Here is a 22,170-nt window from a genome sequence, read left to right as displayed (position 1 = left end):
TATGGAGACGGTGTCCGAGCGCGACCTCGGGCTGCGGGAGGAGCGGCTGCGCCGCCACCTGGCCTCCGTGCCCTACGTCCTCCTGGCGGCCTCCACCCTCCTGACCCTGGTCACCCACGACCTCTCCCGGGCGCGGCTCCTGGAGACGCTCGGCCTCGCGGCCCTCACGGCGGTCCTCCTGTGGGCGATGACCGCGCTGAACCCCGACCCGGCCTCCCGCCCGGGGATGACGGCCGCCTCCGTCACCGTGCTGGTCGTCATGATCGCCGTGCTCAGCACCCGCAGTGTCTGGTTCGCGGGCTTCTTCGGCTTCACCGGCTACGTGTACTCCTGGCAGTTCCTGCGGGGCCGGTGGAGGTTCGCGGGGGTGACGGCCACTGCCGCCGTCACGGTCGCCGCCTACATGGGCGGACTGCCCGATCCCACGCCCTCGTCGGTCCTCCTGTACCTGTTCTTCATCGCCGCCATGGTGGTCGTCGTCGCGGCGTTCAGCCTGCTCGGCGAGGTCACCACGGAGCACAGCGACGAGCGCGGGCGCATGGTGGAGCGGCTGCGGGAGACCATCCGGGAGAACGAGGGCCTCCACGCCCAGCTGCTGGTGCAGGCACGCGAGGCCGGGGCGCACGACGAGCGCGAGCGCATGGCCAGGGAGATCCACGACACCCTGGCCCAGGGGTTCGTCGGCATCATCGCGCAGCTCCAGGCGGCCGAGCGGGCCGAGGCCGGGGGAGGGGGCGGGAGCACGCCGGAGGGCGGCGGGACCGCAGGGAGCTCCGCCGGCGGGGCGGAGGGGGACCGTGCCGAGTGGCGGCTCCGGGTCGCCAACGCGATCCGCCTGGCCCGCGAGAACCTGGCGGAGGCGCGCAGGTCCGTGCACGCCCTGGGACCGGCGCCCCTGGAGGACACCCCGTTGCCCGAGGCCCTGGCCGGCCTCACGGCCGAGTGGTCCCGGCTGAACGGTGTGCGCGCCGACTTCACCGCGACCGGACCGGTCCGCCCCCTGCACGGGGAGGTCGAGGCCGTCCTGCTCCGCACCTTCCAGGAGTCGCTGGCCAACGTGGCCAGGCACGCCCGGGCCGCCCGGGTCGGCGTGACCCTGTCGTACATGGAGGACCTGGTCGTCCTGGACGTGCGCGACGACGGTGCGGGCTTCGAGCCGCCCCCGGTCCCGGGGACCGACGGCCGGGGCCCGGACAGCGGGTTCGGCCTGACGTCGATGCGGCAGCGGGTGGGCCGCCTGGCGGGGACACTGGAGATCGAGTCCGAGCCCGGTTCCGGGACGGCGGTCTCCGCCTCCGTCCCGGCCGTTCCCAGGGAGGACCCCGGTGCGTGAGGCCCCCGTCCGCGTCCTGATCGCCGACGACCACCCCGTCGTCCGGGACGGCATCCGCGGCATGTTCGCCCGCGACCCGGGGTTCGAGGTCGTGGGGGAGGCCGCCGACGGCGCCCGTGCCGTCGAGCTCGCGCGGTCCCTGGAGCCCGACGTGGTCCTCATGGACCTGCGCATGCCGGGGACGGGCGGTGTGCACGCCATCCGCGAGCTGGCCCGGCTGGGACTCCCGGCCCGGGTCCTGGTCCTGACCACCTACGCGACCGACAGCGACGTCGGTCCCGCCATCGAGGCCGGGGCCACCGGATACCTCCTCAAGGACGCCCTGCCCGAGGAGCTGATGCGCGCCGTCCGCCTGGCCGCGCGCGGCGAGACCGTGCTCTCCCCGCTGGTGGCGACCCGGCTGGTCGGCCGCGTCCGCGAGCCCGCCGCGGCACTGAGCGACCGGGAACTGGAGATCCTGCGGCTCATCGCCGACGGCTCCACCAACAGGGAGGCGGCGGCCCGTCTGTTCATCAGCGAGGCCACGGTCAAGACCCACGTCCTGCACATCTACGGCAAGCTCGGCGTCAACGACCGGGCCGCCGCCGTCGCGGCGGGTTTCCGGCGCGGCCTGCTGGACCTGGGCGAGGGGTAGACCCCGGTTTCCCGGCGGCCCCTGTGCGGTCCGGGCCGTGGGTCCGGGCGAGCAGTCGGCAGTGCCCCGGCCCGTCGGCATACTCGGACCGGGCCCTCCGCCGGGCGTGCGGGGCTGCCGGTCGGCGAACCCTCGGGGGTCGCGGGAGGGAGGGCCGTGCCCGTTCGGTGAACAGATGTGCGCGCGCCTGCGCGGCGGCGTGATCCGCGCCGATTCGGACGGGTGGCCGGGTCCGTAAGCGTTCGTCCTCAATGCACTTCCACCCCGGGTCGCAGATGCCTGCAAAAGCACCCATCTCCGCTGTGCACAAGGCGTAAAGCTCCGTTTTCTGTTTGCCATCGGGGCGTCTCCGGCAATGATCAGGGCGCACGCGGACATCACCGGCGACGCCGTGTCCTCCCCGTCCCCGAAAGCCCCGCAGCATCCGAGAGGCCGCACATGCTCCCTGCCATGACCCGAGCCGCACGCGAGGAGTTCCTCGCCGGAGTCCACGTGGGCGTCCTCGGCGTCGACGACCCCCGAGCGGGCGGCGCCCCGCTGGTCGTGCCGGTCTGGTACTCCTACGCCCCCGGCGGCGACGTGGTCGTGCAGACCGGCCGCGACTCCCTCAAGGCGCGCCTCATCGGCGCCGCGGGCAGGTTCAGCCTGTGCGCGCAACAGGAGGAGCCCCCCTACCGCTACGTCAGTGTGGAGGGGCCGGTCGTGGACGTCGCCGACCCCGCCGACCCGGACGAGCGCCGCGCCATCGCGGTCCGCTACCTGGGCGCGCGGGAGGCCGGGGACTACCTGGCCGCGACCTCCGGCCAACTCGACGACGACGTCACCTTCCGCATGTGCCCCGAACGCTGGCGGACGGCGGACTTCTCCTCTTTCGCCGCGTCGGTGTTCACCTGACGCCGGCACGACCTCGACTCGACGAGAGGAATTCCTCGTGACGAAGAGTCCGGCAACGCACGCCCCCTCCGAGGCGGACCTACGCGGTCCGGTCACCGACCACCTCCGCGACGCGCTCCTGCACGACATCTTCGCCACCTGGGCAGCCAGACAGCCGGGGGCCCCCGCCGTCCGCCACAGGGGGCGCGAACTCACCTACGGGGAGCTGGCCCGGCGCTCCCGGGACGTGGCCGCGGGCCTGCTGGCCGCCGGGGCGCGTCCCGGCGACGCGGTCGGCGTCTGCGGGCGCCGGTCCCCCGAGGCGCTCGTCGCCTTCCTCGGGGTCCTGCGCGCGGGCTGCGCCTACGTGCCGCTGGACCAGGACCACCCGCCCGCCCGCGTCAACGCGATGGCGGAGGACGCGGGCGTGCGCGTCGCGGTGGTCCTTCCGGGGGCGGTGTGCCGGGTGCGGCGCCTCGCCGCGCGGGTCGGGATCGAGGCCGACGCCGGGCCCGCGGCGGCCGGACCGCTCCCTCCGACGGGCGCCGCGGCCGGCGACTGCGCCTACGTCATGTTCACCTCGGGCTCCACCGGCCGGCCCAAGCCGGTCGCGGTGCCGCACCGGGGGGTCGTCCGCCTGGCGGTGTCCGACCCCCGCCTGCCCCGGCCCGGTCCGGGGGACCGGGTCCTGCACGGCTACGGCCTGTCCTCGGACGCCTCGACCATCGAGATCTGGTCGGCGCTGACGGGCGGCGCCTGCCTGGTCATCGCCGACCGGGAGGAACTGGTCTCCCCCGAGGCACTGCACCGGCGGCTGCGCGAGGACGCCGTCGACATCGCCTACCTCACCACGAGCGTCTTCCACCACGTCGCCCGGACGGACCCCGGGGCGTTCCGCGGCCTCGACTTCGTGTCGGCCGGGGGCGAGGCCATGGACCCGGACCTGGCCCGGGCCGTGCTGCGCGCCTGCCCGGACACCGAGGTCGTCAACTTCTACGGCCCCACCGAGAACACGGTGGTGTCCACGTTCCACAAGGTCCGCGGACTCGCGGACGGGGCGCGCTCGGTGCCCATCGGCCGACCGATCGCCAACTCCACCTGCCGCGTCGTGCGCGCCGACGGGACCACCGCCCCGGTCGGGGAGGAGGGCGAGCTGCTCGTCGGCGGCGCCGGCCTCGCGCTGGGCTACCTGGGCGACGCCGACCTGACCGCCGAGCGCTTCGTGGCGGCGCCCGACGGGAGCGGGGAGCGCCTCTACCGGACCGGCGACCGTGTGCTCCTGGGCGCGGACGGCGCCCTGGAGTACCGGGGCCGGATCGACCGCCAGCTGAAGATCCGGGGGCAGAGGATCGAACCCGACGAGGTCGAGGCGCGCCTGCGCGAACACCCCGACGTCGCCGAGGCCGTCGTGGAGGCCGGCGCCGCGCGCCTGACCGCCCACGTCACCCCGGCCGATCCCGGGCGCGGCGTCGACGTCGACGACCTGCGGGGCTTCTGCGCGGCCTGGCTGCCCCCGGCGGCCGTCCCCCGTGTGTTCCACCGGTGGGCGTCCCTCCCCGTCTCCTCGGCGGGCAAGGTCGACCGGGTCCTGCTCGCCGAGCGGTCCGCCCTCGCGGAGCGGTCCGCCCTCGCGGAGCGGTCCGCGGCCCCCGAACCGTGCGAGCCCGCGTCCCCCGGGCGGGAGGGCGGCGACGGGTCGCTGCGGGACGGTGTCGCCGCGGCCTGGCGGGAGACGCTGGGGGTGACGCCCCGTCCGGGGGACGACTTCTTCCGCATCGGCGGCGACTCGCTGCTGGCGGCGGAGGCGGTCAACCGCACCCGCGCCCTGCTCGGCATCGGCGCGGAGCACGGCAGCACCCTCGTCCGCTCCCTGATCGAGGGGCCGACGGTGGAGGAGTTCACCGCGGCCGTCCGGCGCGCCCGCGCCGGCGCACCCGCCGCACGTGAGCCCGGGGAGGCCACGGACTTCGGCGCCGAGGGGCGCCTCGGTTTCGCGCTGCCCGCACGGCGCGGCCCGGCCCCCGACCCGCGCGACCCCGCGGACGTGCTGGTCACCGGGGCCACCGGCTTCGTCGGCGCCTACCTGGTCGACCGGTTCCTCTCGCGCACCGGCGCACGGGTGCACTGCCCCGTCCGCGCCCGCGACCCCCGGCACGCCCGCCGCAGGGTGCTCGCCAACCTCGCCCGCTACGGGCTGCCGGCACGCGACCACGAGGAACGCCTCGTCTGTTTCCCCGCCGAACTGGAGGCCGACCGGCTCGGTCTGGCCGCCGGCCACGCGGCGGACCTGGCCGACCGGCTCGACCTGATCGTGCACTCCGGCGCCCAGGTCAACTTCATCTACCCCTACTCGGCCCTGCGGTCGGCCAACGTCGAGGGCACCCGCCGGATCGTGCGGCTGGCCGCGCCGCGCCGCGTACCCGTCCACTTCCTGTCCACGATCGCCGTCCTGGCCGGGTTCGGCAGCGCGGGTGTGGGCCTGGTGGGCGAGGAGACGCCCCTGGCCCACGCCGAACGCCTCACCCTGGGCTACGCCGAGAGCAAGTGGGTGGCCGAGCAGGTGCTGCGCGACGCCGCCGGGGCGGGGCTGCCGGTGACCGTCTACCGCCCCTACGAGATCACCGGGGACCGGCGCGGCGGGATCTGCAACACCGAGACCGCGATCTGCTCGATGTTCAAGATGATCGCCGAGACCGGCACGGCGCCCGACATCGACCTGCCGATGGACTTCGTGCCGGTGGACCACCTGGCCGACACCATCGCGCACGTGGCCACGGGCCCCTCCCCGGCGCGCGGGACCTACCACCTCACCAACCCGGCACCGGGCCGCCTGGCCGACGTCGTGCGGCGCATGCGCGCCGCCGGGTGCGAGATCACGACCCTGTCCTACGCGGAGTGGGTCGCCGAACTGGTGCGCCACGTCGCCGAGGACCCCACCAGCCCCACCGCGCCCTTCGTGTCGCTGTGCGTGGACCGGGGCCGGGGCACCGACCTGTCGGTCAAGGAGCTGTACCTGGAGGGGGTCTTCCCGCGCCTGGACCGGACCAACGCCGAGGCGGCCACGGCCGAGGCGGGACTGGCCTGCCCGCCGGTCGACGACGCCCTCATCGACCACTACCTGGACCACCTCTTCGGCTGCGGGTTCATGCGAAGGCCCAGGCCCACCGCCGCGGCCGGGGCCGACCGCCGGCTCGCGGAAGGGGGGAGGGCGTGATGGACGACGCCGCCGGCCTGCGGGCGGTCCTGCCACCGGTCCCCGAGGCGGAGACCGGCTCCCCGGGGTCCCCCTGCGCCTACGCCGCCCTGCGCGCCGACGGCCCGGTGACCCGCGCGCGGCTCCCCGAGGGCGATCCGGTCTGGCTGGTCAGCCGGCACGACGACGTGCGCCGGGCGCTCGCCGACCCCCGGCTGGTGCGCCCCGTCATCGCGACGTGGCCGCCGAGGGAGGGGGAGCAGTGGCCCCGCCGGGTCCTGACCCTGCTGGAGCTGAACGGCGCCGACCACGCCCGGGTGCGCGGCGCGGTCGCGCCCGCCTTCACACCCCGCCGCCTCCAGGACCTCGAGCCCCGTGTCCGGGCCCTGGCCGAGGACCTGACCGCCGACCTGGTACGGCAGGGGCCGCCGGGCGACCTGGTGGCGGGCTTCACCGAACCCTTCCCGCTGCGCGTGCTGTGCGCGTTCCTGGGCATCGACCACACGGGGTTCGCCGCCGTCGCCGAGCACATCGAGACCGTCCTGCAGGCCACCCGGGTCCCGCTCGGCAAGACCCTGGCCGCCCTGGACGCGCTGCGCGACCACGCCGCCGCACTGGTCGACGCCTGTGCGCGCGGGGGCGGCGACGGCCTGCTCGCCAGGCTGGCCGCCACCCCCGCCCACGAGGGCGGCCTCGGGCACGAGGACCTGGTCAGCGTGACCATCAGCATGCTCATGGCGGGCTACAGGACCAACGTCCAGCACTTCGGGGCCGCGCTGGTGACGCTCCTGGAGCGCCCCGGACTGGTCCGGCGCCTGCGGGAGCGGCCCGGGGAGATCCCCGGGGCGGTGGAGGAGCTGCTGCGCCACGTGCCGCTCATGAACGCCATCGTCGTCCTGGTCGCCACCGAGGACCTGGACATCGGTGGGCGGCGCATCCGTGAGGGGGAGGCGGTCATGCCGGTCATCGCCTCCGCCAACCGGGACGGCGACGCCTTCGAGCGCGCCGACGAGTTCGACCCCGGGCGGGACCCCAACCGCCACCTGGTCTTCGGCCGGGGACCGCACTACTGCCCGGGCGGCCACCTGACCCGCATGGAGCTGCGCATCGGACTGGAGACCCTGCTCGCCCGCCTGCCGGACCTGCGCCCGGCCGAGCCGACGGAGCGGCTCGCCTGGAACGAGGACTCGCCGCTGCGCGCACCGCTGCGGCTGCCCGTCCTCTGGTGAGGCCCGCACCCGATCCGACCGCCCACCGGAGGGAGACCACCGCCGTGACCACCACCGACCAGGCGCTGCCGCACTATCCGTTCAGCACCCGGGGAGACCGTCTGGCCGACGAGCTCCGAGGCACCTGCCCCGTCACGCGCGTGACCACCAACGCCGGACACGAGGCGTGGCTCGTCACCGGCTATCCCGAGGCGCGCCGGGTGCTGCGCGAGGAGCGGTTCCGCCGCTCCCGGGTGGCCGACGAGGGCAGCCCCGTCCAGGACGTCCCGGTCTTCGCGCCCGAACTGCTCGACGCCATGGCCTACCTGGGCAGGGCCGGCCTGCTGGAGGAGGCACGGCGCCTGCTGAGCGACCTGCCGGACCTGCCGGAGGAGGAGCTCCGCGCCGAGGCGCGACGGGGGCTGGAGGAGATGGTGGCGCAAGGGGCGCCGGGCGACCTCCAGCACCACTTCGCGGAGCGGGTGGCCGGGCCGGCGATGTGCCGCGTGATGGGGCTGCCCATCGGCGACCTGCCCCGCCTCAGGCACTGGGCCGACACCGACCTCACCATGCTCCTGCCGACCGAGGAGGTCCACCGCAACTGGGAGCAGCTGCGCGACCACCTGCTCGAACGGGCACAGCGATGTGACCCCGGCGTCCCGGGCCTCGTCCCCCGGCTCACGGCGATGAACACCGGGAGCGACGCGCTCACACCGCACCAGCTCGCCAACGTGCTCGGCGTCGTCTTCGTCGCCGGCTACGAGGACCTCGCCAGCTTCCTGGGCGGCGCCGCCTTCCACCTCGCCCGGATGCCCGGCGCCCTCGCCCAGATCCGCACCGACCCCGGAGCCGTCGAGGGGCACGTCGAGGAGCTGTTGCGCTACAGCGTCCTCATGGGCAATGCCCTGGCCCGGATCTGTACCGATGGCACGGAGCTGGGCGGACGGCGGCTGCGCACGGGGGACCTCGTGCTGGTCTCCACCGACGCCGCCAACTACGATCCCGCCACCTTCCCCGCCCCCGACGCCTACGACCCGTCCCGCCGCCCCAACCCGCACATGCGCTTCGGCCACGGTCCGCACTACTGCCCCGGGGCCAGGCTGACACGCCGGGTCGGGGCGCTCGCCCTGACCGAGCTGGCCCGTCTGGAGGGGCTGAGGCTCGCCGTTCCCCCGCAGGACGTCGAGTGGCACCCCGACCGGATGGCGATCATGCCCGCCGCCGTACCCGTCCTCTGGTGAGACCGGCCCCCACCCCGTGGACCGGCCGCCGACGAGCACCGGAACCGCCCCCGGACCCCGAGGAGTGTCCGCCCGTGCAACGACCCCCGCCCGTACCGCGCAACGGCGGACCGGCCCCCGGCCCGGTCCGGCGCCCTCCGTCGACCGGGACACCCGGCCGCGCCCACCCGCAGAAGACCCCGGGGCAGGCCGAGGTCCTGTTCCCCGGCCTTCCCCGGCCCCGGACCGGGGGCGCCCCCGGTCCGCGGCCCGACACCACGACGGCGCCGGGGGTCAGCACGGACCGCCCGCGCCGGAGCCTGTGCCCGCAAGCCCACAAGTATCGGGGGATCCACTGATGGACACCACGGCCGCCACGTACGCACCGGCCCACCACGGCGTCACCGTGCGGCACAACTTCGAGACCGCGCACCGGCTGCCGCACCTGGGCGGCAAGTGCACGAACCTGCACGGCCACTCATGGTGGGTCGAGGTGTCGGCGGTCGCCCCGGCCCTCGATTCCAGCACGGTGGTCGAGTTCGGGGCGTTCAAGGCCGAACTGCGCTCCTGGATCGACACCCACCTGGACCACGGGGCGATGCTCGGCGTCGACGACCCGCTGGCCAAGGTGCTGGCCGACCACGGCAGCAAGCTGTTCCGCTTCGGCGCCCCCCAGCCGCTCCCCGCCGAGGAGTTCGCGGCGAACCTGCCCCACCCGACGGTGGAGGCCGTGGCCGTGCTCCTGGGCCGGGTGGCGATGGACGTCCTGGTGGGGCTGGGCCACGCGCCCGGCGCCAGGATCGAGGGCGTCCGCGTGACGGAGACCCATGTGAACAGCGCCCTGTGGCGCGGCGGGAGCGCGTGAGCGGTCCGCCCCGAGCAGTCCAGAGCCCCCAGCGCGAACGAGGAGTCGGAGCCGTGACCACCAGCGCTACCGCAGCACCGTCCGACCGCCCCCTGCCCGCCTCTCCCGAACAGACAGCCGCCGAGCACGCCCGTGCCATGCTGGAGGCCCTCGGCATCCCCTGCACCGGCGAGTCCATGCACCGCACGCCCGAGCGGTACGTCCGGGCGATCGCGGAGATGACCCGCGGGCTGCGCCTGGACCCGGACCGCCACCTGGGCGTGCTGTTCCCGGCGGAGTCCACCAACCAGGGGATCATCGCGGCCGTGGACGTGCCGTTCGTGGCCCTGTGCGAGCACCACCTCCTGCCGTTCCCCGGCCGTGCCACGGTCGCCTACCTGCCGGCCCCGGGGGCGCGCATCGTCGGACTGTCCAAGCTGGCCCGTGTCCTGCAGGAGTACGCCGCCCGCCCCCAGGTGCAGGAGCGGATCGGCGAGCAGACGGTGGCCGCGCTCGACAAGAACCTGGACGTGCGGGGGGCGGCCTGCGTCATCCGGTCCCGGCACGCCTGCATGACCCTGCGCGGCGTGGAGGCGCACGGCGCCGCCATGCTCACCACACACCTGACCGGGGAGCTGGAGACCGATCCGGCGCTGCGGGCCCAGGTGCTCTCCTACGGGCCGTCGGAGGCGGTATAGCGACCCCCCGCTGAAGGCCCTGGTCGGAGGCGCCACTCCGACCGGGGCCTTCGGTGTGTCCGCGGTGCGCCGCGGCACGGCCGTCCCGGCGCGGGGCCGGCACGGGCGCGGTTCAGGACGGGGAGCCGGCGGACGCACCGCCCTTGCGGGCGACGATCGTCATGGTCTCCGGAGGGTGTCCGGGCTCCCCCCGGTCGGTGGTGGCGGAGTCGGGCCCGGGCATGTGGTGTGCCTCCACGCGCAGTCCCGCCGCGGCGAGCAGGCTCTCGACGCGCGCGGGGGGGGGGGGGGGGGGAAGATCGTCAGGGCGTGACCGGACGTGGTGCGCCGCCACATCCCGCCTTCTTCCCGGGCGAAGTAGTCGATGCGCAGGTCGACCGCCTCCGTGCCCGACGTGGAGCGTTCGGCCCGGAAGACCGACATGCCGCCCTCGTGCTCGACCACCTTGGGCGCGCGGACGAGGGTCTCCACCCCGGCCCGGTCCATCATGTCGAAGACGAACAGGCCGCCCGGCGCCAGCACGCGTGCCGTGCTGCGGAAGGCGGCCGCCAACTCGTCCTCGTCGGCCAGGTAGTTGAGTACCGCGCCCGTGCTCAGCACCGCGTCGAAGGGGCCCAGAGGGGGCAGGTCACGGGCGTCGCCCACGACGAACTCCACTCGCTCGGCCCCGGGCTTGGCCCTGGCGACCTCCAGCATGCGCGCGGAGGAGTCCACCCCCGTGACCTCGAACCCGTCCTCGGCGAGCGGGATCGCGCCCTTGCCGGTGCCGCACCCCAGGTCCAGGAGCCGTCGGCCGGGCGTTCCGTGATGCCGGAGCGCGCGCCGACAGGTGGCGAGCAGGTCCGTGAGGTTGTGGTCCCTGGCCATGCGGTCGTAGGAGTCGGCCGCGACGTCGTAGTCGTTGTAGACGATCGTGTCCATGGGGGGAGTTGTTCCCGGAAAGCGGTCGGCGGGTGCGGCCGCGGTGCGGCTCCCGCCGTGCCCGCCCGGTCTTGTCCGGACTCAGGTGTTTCGTTCCGAGCTCCGACGCCGGATACGGGCATCCGATTCACGGGAAAGGGGCCTCGGAAGGGCAGGGGTCGGACGGTTTGCCGGGTGCCTTTCCCTCCTCCCGGAAGCGTGTCTCCGGAAACTGGGACCACATGACACACCCTCGTTGGAGGATGGTCGCTTTTTGCTCTTCCGGGTGTTGGGTCACGAGTTTCCCGGTGTGCCTCGGCGGGGCGGAGGGGGTCTTCCCGGAGTGGTCGGGGGCTGTGAGGGCGAAGCCCCCGAAGGAGGCTCTCGCCCGGTTCCACGGGTTATGTGCGTACCCGGGAAGGAGCGTCCCGCAGAGGAAAATCCACTGGGAATTCCTCCGTTGCGCGAATGCGGAGAGACGTTTCTCGGCGGGTGCGCGGCGGGTAGTAACCGATTGTCCTCCGAAACTGCAGGGAACGGCTCTTCGGTGTGGTGCTCCATCCCTCTTCATTGCGAAAGGCCGCATATGCCCTCCTCCTGTGTTCGTGTTCCCAGGGGTGGCGGCGCCCTCGCACCGGCGGCGTCCCGCACCGCACTCGGAGAGGCTTCCCGCGCACCGGGCGGGGTACGTCGATGAGCGCCCCCGACCCGTGTCGCGGCACCGTGCTGCGCGGGGCCGCACTGGTCCTGACGATGGACCCGGACATGGGCGAGGGGCCGCTCGGCACACTGGCGCACGCCGACGTCCTCATGGAGGACGGCGTGATCACGGCGGTCGGTCCCGACGTGCGCTGCGGTCCCGGCACGGAGGCCGTCGACGCGCGGGGACGCATCGTCCTCCCCGGGTTCGTCGACGCGCACACGCACCTGTGGCAGAGCGCCATCCGCGGACGCGGCGCCGAGCTGGGGTTCTACGACTGGTACGGAACGTGCGTGGGGCCGGCCCTTCCGGCGATCGGCCCAGAGGAGATGGACCGGTTCGTGCGGCTCTCCGCGGCCGACGCCCTCCAGTCGGGTGTGACCACCGTGGTCGACTGGGTGCCCGCCGTCGACTTCGCCGTGTCCGAGGCCTACGTGCGAGCGGTGGACGAGAGCGGACTGCGCTTCGTGCACGCCCCGTACCAGGAGCTGCCCGACATCGGCCTCGTCCGCAAGGTCGTACAGGACCTGGTGGCCCCGACCGCGCGGGGCACGGCGCAGGTGGGCTCGGCCGCCTGCCCGGGGTACGCGGACACGGTGCGCGCCCACGCCGACCTGGCCCGGGAACTGGGTGTGGGCCTCAACCTCCACCTGCTCGAACACCCCGACGACCGTGCGGACGACCCCGTCGGCATGCTCGGGGAGGCCGGCGCGCTGGGACCGCGCACGCTGCTCAACCACGTCATCCACATCACCGGCGCGGAACTGGACCTGCTCGCCCGCAGCGGCGCCGCCGTCGCCCACTGCCCCCTGAGCAACATGCGCCTGGCGACGGGGGTGATGCCGCTGCCCGAGTTCCGGAGGCGGGGGATCCGGGCCGGCCTGGGTCAGGACGGGGGCACCAACGACTGCGGGGACATGTTCGCCTCGATGAAGGCGGCCGTGGGGCTGCAGAGGGCCGTCTCCCTGGACGCCGGGGTGTATCCCGGACCCCGGGAGGCGTTGGCGATGGCCACCCTGGACGGCGCCCGGGCGATCGGGGAGGCCGATCGCCTCGGATCGCTCACACCCGGCAAACGCGCGGACGTGGTCGTGCTCGAACCGCGGGCGCTGAACTTCGCCCCACGCGGTGACTGGCCGGCGCAACTGGTCCTCAACGGTCGCCCGGACAACGTCACGGACGTGTACGTGGACGGGATACCGCGCAAGAGCGGGGGGATGCTGACCGGCGTGGACGCGCCCCGCCTGGTGGCGGACGCGGAGGCCGCGGCCGACCGGGTGTGGACCTGAGCAGGTGCCCCACGGCGCGGGACGCCTGCTCGGGCCGGCCCCGCACACGGGGCGGGGCGATCCGGGTCAGAGCCGTTCGGCCTCGACGAGCCACGCCGGGTCGCCCCCGGCCGAGGACGGGGCGTCGAGGGCCGAGGCGCGCATGCTCCTGACCCACCACCCGGCCGCGGACAGGGACGTGCGCAGCTCGTGTTCGGAGAGGCGGCGCAGACCGGGGGCGGACTCGGGGGCGCGGTCGGAGAGGCCGAGGAGGACGAGCCGGGTTCCGGGGTGGCTCACCCCGTGCAGTGCCTCCAGGTACAGGGAGCGTTCGGAATCGTCGAGGCAGTGGAAGTGCGCGATGTCCACGACGGTGGCGAAGTCGCCGACCGACGCATCGATCCGTGTGGCGTCCTCGACGCGGAAGTCCACGGACACCCCGGCCTCTCGCGCCCGCAGGGAGGCCTCCTCCACGGCGGTGGGGGAGACGTCGACGGCGACCACCCTGTGACCGTGGCGGGCGAGGTGGATGGCGTTGTCACCCAGCCCGCACCCGATCTCCAGCACCGGTGAGCGGATCCCTCCCTCGTCCTGGATCGCTACCAGCCCCCTCTGGGGGCCGGCGATGTCCCACGGAATGTCCTGGGGGCGTGCGGAGTCGTTCAGCCTGCTCCGGTAGAACACGTCGAAGTCGTTCTGGGTCATCGTTTCTCCGGTATTCATGAGGGTATTTCCCGGTCGAGTGGGGGGCGGCATTGTTGTCGTTCTGCCGGGAATATTCGTTCGCAAGGGGGAAGGGAACACCCTTTGCAGGACGGTAGCACCATGGTTGGCCGCTGTCCCCGCTTTGCGAATGCAGGGACCCCCGGTCGGCCCGGTCCGGATCGGCGTCCCCGGGTGGGACGACGTCGCAATGCCCGCCTGATGCGCCCCCGTGGCCCGGACGCCGGGCAACGCATCGGGGCGCGGTCGGCGAAAGCCGCAAGTCCGATGATTTCCTTTTCCGGGAACTCCGGGCGGTTATCAGGTTCTCTCGGCGTCGGCCGCGAAGGCGAAACGACTTCCCCGCTCCTGAACCCGGCCCCGCGGGCGCCGCCCCGACAGCCGGTGGCCATCGCGCGACGCGGAGAAGGCCCCCGGGGGGGTGGTGCCGGGAACTCCGGGAAGCGCGCCGGGCCGCTCAGGCCCCGGTGAGGCTCACCCGTTCGAGGTAGGCGTCGCGGGAGGGGATCAGGTGGGCCCGGCACGTGCTCGCCAGAAGGTCGCGGTCCCCCTCGCGCAGCGCGTCCAGCATCCGTCCGTGCTCGTGCCGGCTGAGGCGCAGAGACTCCGTCGAGGTGACGGTGACCGAGCGGATGGCGTGGGCGACCCTGGCGTACCGGTTGATCGCCTCCATCAGGGCCTCGTTGTCGGACAGCGCGAACAGCTTGCGGTGGAACTCCATGTTCGCGGTCACCACGGCGCGCGGGTCGTTGGCCTCGACCGCGGCGTCGTGGCGCCGCTGGGCCTCGGCCAGGTCCTCCAGACGGGCGGGGTCGACGGGGAACTCGATGAGCTCGGCGGCCCGCACCTCCAGCAGGTCGCGCAGGACGTAGAGGTCCCTGACCTCCTTGGCCGTGAACGACCGGACGAAGGCCCCGGCGTTGGGCCGGCGCTCGACCACGCCCCGGGACTCCAGGACCTGGAGGGCCTGGCGCACGGCGTGCCTCTTGGCGTCGAAGCGCGCCATCAGCTCGTCCTCGACGAGGCGCTCGCGGGGGAAGCGGACCCCGATGACGATCTCCTCCTCGAGGAGGTCCGCCAGCCTCGCCCCGGTCATCCGGGAGGCGGTGGTGGCCTCGGCCGTCTCGGGCATCTGCGTGCTCCCTTCCCGGCCCCGTAGGCCTTCGCGCTGGTCCGCGTCCAACGGTACTTGCGCCGGGCACGCCTCCTGTGGTTCGCTCTGCGGTGTTCATCACACATATTATCGATAATGAGGGCAATAATGCAGGACGGACCTCCCGGGCTCCGGGGCAACCTCACCAACTACGGGGACAGCGGGTTCGCGCTCTTCCTCCGGAAGGCGTTCATCAAGGGCAGCGGGTACACCGACGACGCCCTGGACCGCACCGTCGTGGGCATCGTGGACACGGGCAGCGGCTTCAACCCCTGCCACGGCAACATGCCCCAGCTCATCGAGGCCGTGAAGCGGGGCGTCATGCTGGCGGGCGGCCTGCCGGTGGAGTTCCCCACCATCTCCGTGCACGAGGCGTTCTCCCAGCCCACGAGCATGTTCCTGCGCAACCTGATGTCGATGGACACCGAGGAGATGATCCGCGCCCTCCCCGTCGACGCGGTCGTCCTCATCGGCGGCTGCGACAAGACCGTGCCCGCCCAGCTCATGGGCGCGGCCTCGGCCGGGAAACCCGCCATCCAGCTCGTCACCGGGTCGATGCTGACCGGCTCGCACCGCGGCGTCCGGGTCGGTGCGTGCACCGACTGCCGCTCCTTCTGGGGCCGCTACCGGGCCGAGGAGATCGACGACGAGGAGATCGCCGAGGTCAACGGGCGGTTGGTGGGCAGCGTGGGCACGTGCTCGGTCGCGGGCACCGCCAGCACCATGGCGTGCGTGGCCGAGGCACTGGGCGTCTCCCTCCCGGGCAGCGCGACCCCGCCCGCCGTCACCGCGGACCGCACGCGCTACGCCGAGATGACCGGCACCCGCGCGGTGGAGATGGCCCGTGAGGGCCTGACCGTCGACAGGATCCTCACACGGGGCGCGTTCGAGAACGCCCTCCGGGTGCTCCTCGCCCTGGGCGGCTCCACCAACGGACTGGTGCACCTGGCCGCCGTGGCGGGCCGGCTCGGCTACTCGCTGGACCTGGAGCGGTTCGACGCCATGAGCAGGGAGACCCCGGTCCTGGTCGACCTCAAACCCGCCGGCGACCACTACATGGAGGACCTCCACCGAGCCGGGGGCGTCCCCAGGCTCCTGCTGGAACTGCGCGACCTGCTCAACACCGACGAGCTCACGGTCACCGGCCGCACCCTCGGAGAGGAGCTCGACCGGGCCCCGGCGCCCTTCCCGCAGGAGGTCGTCCGTACCCGCTCCGCCCCGGTCTACCCCGCCGGGGGCATCGCGGTGCTGCGCGGCAACCTCGCCCCCAACGGCGCGATCATCAAACAGGCCGCCGCCGACCCCGTCCTCATGGAGCACCGGGGGCGCGCGGTCGTCTTCGAGGACTCCGAGGACCTCGCGCGCCGCATCGACGACGAGGACCTGGACGTGACCCCCGACGACGTGCTGGTGCTGCGCGGCATCGGCCCGATCGGCGCCCCCGGCATGCCGGAGGCCGGATACATCCCCATCCCCCGCAAACTGGCCCGCCAGGGGGTGAAGGACATGGTCCGCGTCTCCGACGGCCGCATGTCAGGGACGGCGGCGGGCACGATCGTCCTCCACGTCTCGCCGGAGGCCGCCGCCGGAGGGCCCCTCGCCCTCGTCCGCGACGGCGACACGATCCGGCTCAGCGTCGAGGAGCGCCTCATCCACCTCGACGTCCCCGACGACGAACTCGCCGCACGCGCCCAGGAGGCCCCGCGCGCCGCGGCCGCCCCCCGGCCGGGACGCGGGTACCGCAAGCTGTACGTCGACCACGTCAACCAGGCCGAGCACGGGTGCGACTTCGACTTCCTGAGATCGGAGACCGACCGGGGCGCCGTCCCCGGCGCCCCCGCGGTCCCAGGGGCCGGCGGCGGAGGAGCGCATGTCTGAGACAGCCTGGATTCTGACCGCCTCGGTCCTGGCCGTGGTGCTCCTGCTCCTGCTCATCATCAGGTTCAGGTTCCAGCCCTTCGTCGCCCTGCTGGTCGCCGCGATCACCTTCGGCCTGGCGACCGGAACGGCCCCGCTCGACCTCGCCGAGCAGATCGTCGACCGCATGGGCGGGGCCCTGGGCCAGGTGGCCCTGATCATCGGGCTCGGCGCCATCTTCGGCGAGGTGCTGCAACGGGCGGGGGCAGCCGAGCGCCTGGCCACGACCCTGGTGGAGAGGGTCCCCGACCGCTACCTCTCCTGGGCCCTGGGCCTGGCCGGCTTCCTCGTCTCGATCGCCGTCTTCATCGACGTCGCGATCGTCATCCTCGTCCCCCTGCTCTACGCGATCGCGCGGCGTACGGGCCGCTCCCTGCTCTACTACGGCATCCCCCTGTGCGCCGGGCTGAGCGTCACCCACACCTTCATCCCGCCCACGCCGGGGCCGATCGCCACGGCGGGCATCCTGGGGGCGGACCTCGGCCTCGTCATCGTCTACGGCGTGGTCTGCGGCCTGCCCGCGATGGCGGTGGCGGGCCCGCTCTTCGGCCGGTTCGTCGCCAAGCGGATCTTCGTCCCGGTCCCCGCCGAGGCCGACGCCGTGAGCGTCACCGCCGGCAACGGGGCGGAGGGGGCGCGGAGCGGTTCCGGAGAGGGCCCGTCCGCCATCGGCGGGGCCGAGGACGGCGCGGCCGACCCGCTGCCGAGCTTCGGTTCCGTCCTCGGAGCCCTCCTGCTCCCCCTGGCCCTGATCCTGGGCGGAACCACCAGCAGCCTCCTGCTGCCCGAGGGCACCCAGGCCGCCACCGTTCTCGGATTCGTCGGCCACCCGGTGATCGCGCTCCTGCTCACCTGCCTGTACACCCTCTGGTTCTTCGGGGTGCGCAAGGGGCGCTCGGGCAAGGAGCTCCAGGAGATGGCGACCAAGGCCCTGGCGCCCGCGGGCGTGATCATCCTGATCACCGGCGCCGGCGGGGTGTTCGGCGGACTGCTTGTCGACTCGGGCCTCGGCGAGGTGCTGGCCGCGGGGATGCAGCAGATCAACATGCCGATCGTGCTCTTCGGCTTCCTCGCGGCCGCGGTCATCCGCGTCTCGCAGGGATCCGGGACCGTCGCCATGATCACCGGCGCGACGCTGACGGCGCCCCTGCTGGAGACGATCGGGGCGAGCCCGTCGCTCGCGGCGCTGACCTGTGTCGCCATCGCGTGCGGCGGAACGGCGTTCTCCCACGTGAACGACTCGGGCTTCTGGATGGCCAACCGCTATCTCGGGATGTCGGTCGGGGACACGCTCAGGTCGTGGACCGTGATGAAGACCCTGGTCGGACTGACGGGCCTCACCGTGGCGCTCGTCCTCACCCTGTTCGTCACCTGAGCCGCGGCCCCGGTGGAGGAGCGCCCGGAGGGCTCCTCCACCGGGACACGGGCCGCGGGCACCGGGTCCTCCCCGCCCCCTCGTGCGCGCCGGGCAGCGGACCGCGGCCGAATGAGCGGGGGAGCGCATGCGGCGTCCCGCCCGCGCCCTCTTCCCCGCACCGGAGGCAAGAAGGCGCGGGCCCGGGGAGTGTTTTTTGGAGGCTTTCGGGTCGGCGAGCGGCCGTCCAGGCCATCTCTCGCAAGCCGATGTGCGAAGTTCAGCCTGGTTGTGCTTCACGAGCGCAGAGGCGCAGCGAGAGGCAGCCTGGTGGACGCGAGCCCGGAAGAATCCACAAAACACGACCTAGACTGAGCGGGTGTTCGGGAGAGTCCAGGGATGGTTGCGGCGGCACGAAACGCTCGTCGACGCGCTCTGTGTGGCCCCGTTCCTGGCGTGGTGCCTGATGAGGACACTCTCCTACGCCGGCCCGGACGACCCCGGCCATCTCACCGCGGCCGTCCGGATCGCCTTCACGCTCGTGCTGCTGCTGCCCCTGGCGCTGCGGCGCAGGTATCCGGCGGGGGTCTTCGCGACCGTCGCCGCGGCGACCGTTCTGCAGCTGGCGTTCGGCGTCGACCTGTTCCTGGCCGAACTCGCCGTCGTCGCCGCCATGTACACGGTGGCCGCACACCGCCGCCTCGCGCCGGCGCTGGCCGCTCTGGCCGTGGTCGAGCTCTGCCTGCTGCTGATGATCGTGGGCTCCCCCTATGCGGACCGGGGCTCCTGGACCGTGTTCGTGTTCTACACGTTCTTCATCATGCTCTGCTGGGTCACCGGCCTCTACACGAACGTGCGCCGCAGCCACCTCATCGGCCTGGAGGAGCGCGCGCAGTGGCTCGAGCGCGAGCGCGACGCCCGTGCCCGGGCGGCCATCGCCGAGGAGCGCGCGCGTATCGCCCGGGAGCTGCACGACGTGGTGGCCCACAACGTGAGTGTGATGGTGGTGCAGGCCGACGGCGCCGCATACGCGATCGATGACGATCCCGCGCGGGCCAGGACCGCGATGGAGACCGTTTCCGAGGTGGGCCGGACGGCCCTGTCCGAGATGCGCGGCATCCTCGGGGTGCTCCGCGAGGGGGAACACGAGGAGGGGTTCACACCCCGGCCCGGTGTGGAGCAGTTGGACCAGTTGTTCGCCCAGGTCCGCCGTGCCGGGCTGCAGGTGGAGTACACCGTGGACGGCCCCGTCCGGCGGCTGTCGGCAGGGGCGGGGCTCGTCGTCCACCGGGTGGTGCAGGAGGCGCTGACCAACACCCTCAAGCACGCCGGACCCGGGACGGTCCGCGCCAGGGTACGCCTGCGCTTCGGGGACGACGCCCTGGGGGTCCGGATCCTCGACGACGGGCGCGGCGCGTCCGTGCCGGCGGGGGCGGGCCCCGGGGAGGGGCGCGGTCTGACCGGTATGCGGGAGCGGGTGTCCGTGTACGGGGGCTCCCTGCGCGCCGGGCCGTGCCCGGACGGGGGATACGAGGTCGTGGCATCGCTGCCGATGCGGGCGATCACCACGTGAGTGAACCGGAAGGGAACGCACCTGTGGGCACACCGCCCCGAGACCGGCGCCCGGAGGCGATCCGCGTCGTCCTCGTGGACGACCAGGAACTGGTCAGAACGGGTTTCGGCATGGTCCTGGACGCCCAACCCGACATCCGGGTCGTCGGTGAGGCCGGCGACGGGCACACCGCGCTCGAACTCCTGCGCACCCTCACAGCCGACGTCGCACTCGTCGACGTCCGCATGCCCGGTATGGACGGCATCGAGGCCACACGCCGCATCTGCGCCGACGGCGGAGGGCCGCGGGTCCTGATCCTGACCACCTTCGACATGGACGAGTACGCCTACGCGGCCCTGAGGGCCGGGGCGAGCGGTTTCCTGCTCAAGGACGCCCGGACGCAGGACCTGCTGTCGGCGATCCGCTCCATCCACTCCGGCGACGCGGTGGTCGCCCCCAGCACGACGCGGCGCCTCCTCGACCGTTTCGCGGGCCACCTGCCCACCGGTGACGGGAGGCCGCCCGCCCCCGAGTCCCTCGGCGTGCTGACCCCGCGCGAGAGGGAGGTGCTCGCCCTGGTGGCCCGCGCGCTGTCGAACACCGAGATAGCCGACCGGCTGCACGTGTCCGAGGCCACGGTCAAGACGCACGTGGGGCGGATCCTGACCAAGCTCGGCCTGCGCGACCGCGTCCAGGCGGTGGTCCTCGCCTACGAGACCGGTCTGGTCGACGTGCCCCGGTCCTGAGACGCCCGCGCCTCCCCGGAGCCGGCGGGAGTGCCCTCGGCACACCGCCCGCCCCGGGGCCGCCCCCCGACCTTCGACACGGGTGCGCCTGCCACCTGAGGACCAGGGCGGCGCCCCGGTCCTCCTGGAGGATGACGGAAAAGGTCATCCTCCGGCGAGATGTCCGGAGACCGCCCCGCGGACATGCTGGACCTGTGTCTCACATGATCACGACCCATGACCTGGGCAAGACGTACGGCGACCGAACGGTGGTCGCGAACCTGGACCTGCGCGTGCCCGAAGGGTGCGTGTACGGCTTCCTCGGCCCCAACGGGTCGGGGAAGACCACCACGATGAAGATGCTCCTGTCCCTGGTGCGCCCCACCACGGGCGAGATCCGCATCATGGGCCGCCCCATGGAGCGTTCCACCCGCCGCGAACTGCTGGGCCACATCGGTGCGCTCATCGAGACCCCGCCCTCGTACGAGCACCTCACGGGCCGGGAGAACATGCGCCTGGTGAAGCGGCTCCTGGATCTCGACGAGGGCCGGACCACCCGGGCGGTGCGGACCGTGCGCCTGCAGGACCACCTCGACAAGCGGGTCCGCGACTACTCGCTCGGCATGAGGCAGCGGCTGGGCATCGCGATGGCCCTGGCCCGCGAACCCCGGCTGCTGATCCTCGACGAACCCACCAACGGCCTCGACCCCGCCGGTATCGAGGAGATCCGCCGCCTCCTCGCACAGCTGGCCGGGGACGGGACCACCGTGATGGTCTCCAGCCACCTGCTGGGCGAGATCGACCGGACGGCCACCGTGCTCGGCATCCTCGGCGAGGGCCGCATGCTCTTCCAGGGCACGCGCGACCAGCTCCTCGCGAGGTCCACCCCCGACGTGCTGATCGACACCCCCGAACCCGAGCGGGCGACCGCGCTCACCGCCCGGTGGAGCGCGTACCGGGACGGCCCCGCCGTGCGCCTGCCCGGACTCGACCGGACGGGCACGGCTCGCGTGGTGGCCCATCTCGTGCACGAGCGCGTCGACGTCCACGGCGTGCGCCGCGACGCCCAGTCCCTCGAGGACGTCTTCATGGACCTCACCGGAGGGCGGGGCCTGTGATCGGTCGTGCCGTGGCGAACGAGTTCGCCAAGATGCGCCGCCTGCGCGTCGTGCCCGTGGCGGCCGCCATGACGGTCGGTGTCGTCGCACTGTCCTGCTACGCCCTCGCGGCGCCGGGTTTCCCGGAGTCGGTGGACGACCCCGCCGAGCGGCCCTGGCAGTGGCTGCTCGGAAGCATGGCACTGGCGGTGCTGCTGGTCTCGCCCGTCCTGCTGGCGGTGCTGGCCAGTCGACAGGTCGACATCGAGCACCGGGGAGGCGGCTGGCTGCTCTCCCAGACCTCGGGGCTCACCCCCGGGGCCCTGTGCCGGGCCAAGTTCGCGGCCTCCGGCGCGGTCGTGGTCGCGGCCACCCTGGCCCAGAGCGGCCTGGTGGCCGCCATCGGCGGGCTGGCAGGCATCACGGTGACCTTTCCGGTCGGGCAGTGGCTCGGGTACACCGCCTCGGCCGTCGTCGTGAACCTGGTGCTCTTCGCACTCCACCTCTGGCTGGCGGCACGGACCGCCAACCAGCTCGTGGGGCTCGGGGCCGGGGTGCTGGGCGTGTTCGCGGCCGTCTCCGGTACGGGGATGTCCACAGGGGTCGCCCACTTCCTCCCCCCGTGGGGGTACTACGCGCTGTCCGTGCCCGTCGACGTCCGCGAGGCCGGCGTGGTCTCCCTGGACCCGCCGTACCTGAGCGTGGCCGCCCTCGGGGTCGCGGGCGGGGCCCTGTTCCTGTTCGCCACCCGCCTGTTCGACCGTCGGGAGGTCTGAGC

General features: G+C 73.6%; 18 protein-coding genes. 15 read left to right on the top strand and 3 right to left on the bottom strand.

Annotated features, from left to right (window positions below):
• Position 1 precedes the first annotated feature (1 nt).
• From OUQ99_RS19305 to folE, 8 genes are all read left to right on the top strand, one after another.
• On the top strand, positions 2-1,333 hold the full coding sequence (locus OUQ99_RS19305; protein WP_267945181.1) for a sensor histidine kinase: 1,332 nt from the start codon (positions 2-4) through the stop codon (positions 1,331-1,333).
• Complete coding sequence (locus OUQ99_RS19300; protein ID WP_267945180.1) at positions 1,326-1,967, top strand: response regulator; 642 nt, start codon at positions 1,326-1,328, stop codon at positions 1,965-1,967. The genes OUQ99_RS19305 and OUQ99_RS19300 overlap by 8 nt, the downstream gene beginning before the upstream one ends.
• 450 nt (positions 1,968-2,417) lie before the next feature.
• Positions 2,418-2,861 carry a pyridoxamine 5'-phosphate oxidase family protein gene (locus OUQ99_RS19295; RefSeq protein WP_267945179.1) on the top strand — a complete coding sequence of 148 codons (444 nt, stop codon included), beginning with the start codon at positions 2,418-2,420 and terminating at the stop codon, positions 2,859-2,861.
• Between the two features lie 37 nt (positions 2,862-2,898).
• On the top strand, positions 2,899-6,054 hold the full coding sequence (locus OUQ99_RS19290; protein WP_267945178.1) for an amino acid adenylation domain-containing SDR family oxidoreductase: 3,156 nt from the start codon (positions 2,899-2,901) through the stop codon (positions 6,052-6,054).
• Positions 6,054-7,262, top strand: coding sequence for a cytochrome P450 (locus OUQ99_RS19285; RefSeq protein ID WP_267945177.1), 1,209 nt, complete (start codon positions 6,054-6,056; stop codon positions 7,260-7,262). Before OUQ99_RS19290 ends, OUQ99_RS19285 begins: the two co-directional genes overlap by 1 nt.
• A gap of 44 nt (positions 7,263-7,306) precedes the next feature.
• Complete coding sequence (locus OUQ99_RS19280) at positions 7,307-8,482, top strand: cytochrome P450 (protein WP_267945176.1); 1,176 nt, start codon at positions 7,307-7,309, stop codon at positions 8,480-8,482.
• Between the two features lie 337 nt (positions 8,483-8,819).
• Entirely contained in the window at positions 8,820-9,326 is a 507-nt protein-coding gene (locus OUQ99_RS19275; RefSeq protein ID WP_267945175.1) for a 6-pyruvoyl trahydropterin synthase family protein, read from the top strand.
• 53 nt (positions 9,327-9,379) lie between these two features.
• On the top strand, positions 9,380-10,003 hold the full coding sequence (gene folE / locus OUQ99_RS19270) for a GTP cyclohydrolase I (protein ID WP_267945174.1): 624 nt from the start codon (positions 9,380-9,382) through the stop codon (positions 10,001-10,003).
• Positions 10,004-10,162: 159 nt separating this feature from the next.
• Here the strand turns inward: folE and OUQ99_RS19265 are convergent, their stop codons facing one another.
• Positions 10,163-10,924: a class I SAM-dependent DNA methyltransferase gene (locus tag OUQ99_RS19265; RefSeq protein ID WP_267945173.1), complete on the bottom strand. Its 762-nt coding sequence runs from the start codon at positions 10,922-10,924 to the stop codon at positions 10,163-10,165.
• Positions 10,925-11,596: 672 nt separating this feature from the next.
• Between OUQ99_RS19265 and OUQ99_RS19260 the strand changes: the two genes are divergently transcribed.
• Entirely contained in the window at positions 11,597-12,892 is a 1,296-nt protein-coding gene (locus tag OUQ99_RS19260; protein ID WP_267945172.1) for an amidohydrolase family protein, read from the top strand.
• A gap of 66 nt (positions 12,893-12,958) precedes the next feature.
• Here OUQ99_RS19260 and OUQ99_RS19255 read toward each other — a convergent pair whose 3' ends face one another.
• Together OUQ99_RS19255 and OUQ99_RS19250 are read right to left on the bottom strand one after the other, a co-directional pair.
• On the bottom strand, positions 12,959-13,576 hold the full coding sequence (locus OUQ99_RS19255; protein ID WP_267945171.1) for a class I SAM-dependent methyltransferase: 618 nt from the start codon (positions 13,574-13,576) through the stop codon (positions 12,959-12,961).
• A 475-nt stretch (positions 13,577-14,051) separates the two neighbouring features.
• Positions 14,052-14,726, bottom strand: a complete 675-nt coding sequence (locus tag OUQ99_RS19250; protein WP_267945170.1) for a GntR family transcriptional regulator — start codon at positions 14,724-14,726, stop codon at positions 14,052-14,054.
• A 129-nt stretch (positions 14,727-14,855) separates the two neighbouring features.
• Between OUQ99_RS19250 and OUQ99_RS19245 the strand changes: the two genes are divergently transcribed.
• The 6 genes from OUQ99_RS19245 (at position 14,856) to OUQ99_RS19220 (ending at position 22,168) form a co-directional block, all read left to right on the top strand.
• On the top strand, positions 14,856-16,625 hold the full coding sequence (locus tag OUQ99_RS19245) for an IlvD/Edd family dehydratase (protein WP_267945169.1): 1,770 nt from the start codon (positions 14,856-14,858) through the stop codon (positions 16,623-16,625).
• The gene (locus OUQ99_RS19240) at positions 16,618-18,039 is read left to right on the top strand and encodes a GntP family permease (protein WP_267945168.1); all 1,422 of its coding nucleotides are present in this window, start codon (positions 16,618-16,620) and stop codon (positions 18,037-18,039) included. Before OUQ99_RS19245 ends, OUQ99_RS19240 begins: the two co-directional genes overlap by 8 nt.
• Before the next feature lie 382 nt (positions 18,040-18,421).
• Positions 18,422-19,591: a sensor histidine kinase gene (locus OUQ99_RS19235; protein ID WP_267945167.1), complete on the top strand. Its 1,170-nt coding sequence runs from the start codon at positions 18,422-18,424 to the stop codon at positions 19,589-19,591.
• A 23-nt stretch (positions 19,592-19,614) separates the two neighbouring features.
• The gene (locus OUQ99_RS19230; protein ID WP_267945166.1) at positions 19,615-20,316 is read left to right on the top strand and encodes a response regulator; all 702 of its coding nucleotides are present in this window, start codon (positions 19,615-19,617) and stop codon (positions 20,314-20,316) included.
• Positions 20,317-20,510: 194 nt separating this feature from the next.
• Positions 20,511-21,413 (top strand): ABC transporter ATP-binding protein, encoded by a 903-nt coding sequence (locus OUQ99_RS19225; RefSeq protein WP_267945165.1) that lies wholly within the window; start codon positions 20,511-20,513, stop codon positions 21,411-21,413.
• Positions 21,410-22,168: an ABC transporter permease gene (locus tag OUQ99_RS19220; RefSeq protein ID WP_267945164.1), complete on the top strand. Its 759-nt coding sequence runs from the start codon at positions 21,410-21,412 to the stop codon at positions 22,166-22,168. Before OUQ99_RS19225 ends, OUQ99_RS19220 begins: the two co-directional genes overlap by 4 nt.
• Positions 22,169-22,170 lie beyond the last annotated feature (2 nt).

Source organism: Streptomonospora nanhaiensis, assembly GCF_026642255.1.
GTDB classification, from domain to species: domain Bacteria; phylum Actinomycetota; class Actinomycetes; order Streptosporangiales; family Streptosporangiaceae; genus Nocardiopsis; species Nocardiopsis tropica.
The sequence above is the reverse complement of the archived record's forward strand: the minus strand, read 5'-3'. Positions and strand labels throughout refer to the sequence as shown.

Excerpts from the sequence above, each read along its gene's own strand:
- OUQ99_RS19305 (WP_267945181.1), top strand. The coding sequence starts at position 2 with ATGGAGACGGTGTCCGAGCGCGACCTCGGGCTGCGGGAGGAGCGGCTG.
- OUQ99_RS19295 (WP_267945179.1), top strand. The coding sequence starts at position 2,418 with ATGACCCGAGCCGCACGCGAGGAGTTCCTCGCCGGAGTCCACGTGGGC.
- OUQ99_RS19285 (WP_267945177.1), top strand. The coding sequence starts at position 6,054 with ATGGACGACGCCGCCGGCCTGCGGGCGGTCCTGCCACCGGTCCCCGAG.
- OUQ99_RS19275 (WP_267945175.1), top strand. The coding sequence starts at position 8,820 with ATGGACACCACGGCCGCCACGTACGCACCGGCCCACCACGGCGTCACC.
- OUQ99_RS19265 (WP_267945173.1), bottom strand. The coding sequence starts at position 10,924 with ATGGACACGATCGTCTACAACGACTACGACGTCGCGGCCGACTCCTAC.
- OUQ99_RS19260 (WP_267945172.1), top strand. The coding sequence starts at position 11,597 with ATGAGCGCCCCCGACCCGTGTCGCGGCACCGTGCTGCGCGGGGCCGCA.
- OUQ99_RS19255 (WP_267945171.1), bottom strand. The coding sequence starts at position 13,576 with ATGACCCAGAACGACTTCGACGTGTTCTACCGGAGCAGGCTGAACGAC.
- OUQ99_RS19250 (WP_267945170.1), bottom strand. The coding sequence starts at position 14,726 with ATGCCCGAGACGGCCGAGGCCACCACCGCCTCCCGGATGACCGGGGCG.
- OUQ99_RS19245 (WP_267945169.1), top strand. The coding sequence starts at position 14,856 with ATGCAGGACGGACCTCCCGGGCTCCGGGGCAACCTCACCAACTACGGG.
- OUQ99_RS19240 (WP_267945168.1), top strand. The coding sequence starts at position 16,618 with ATGTCTGAGACAGCCTGGATTCTGACCGCCTCGGTCCTGGCCGTGGTG.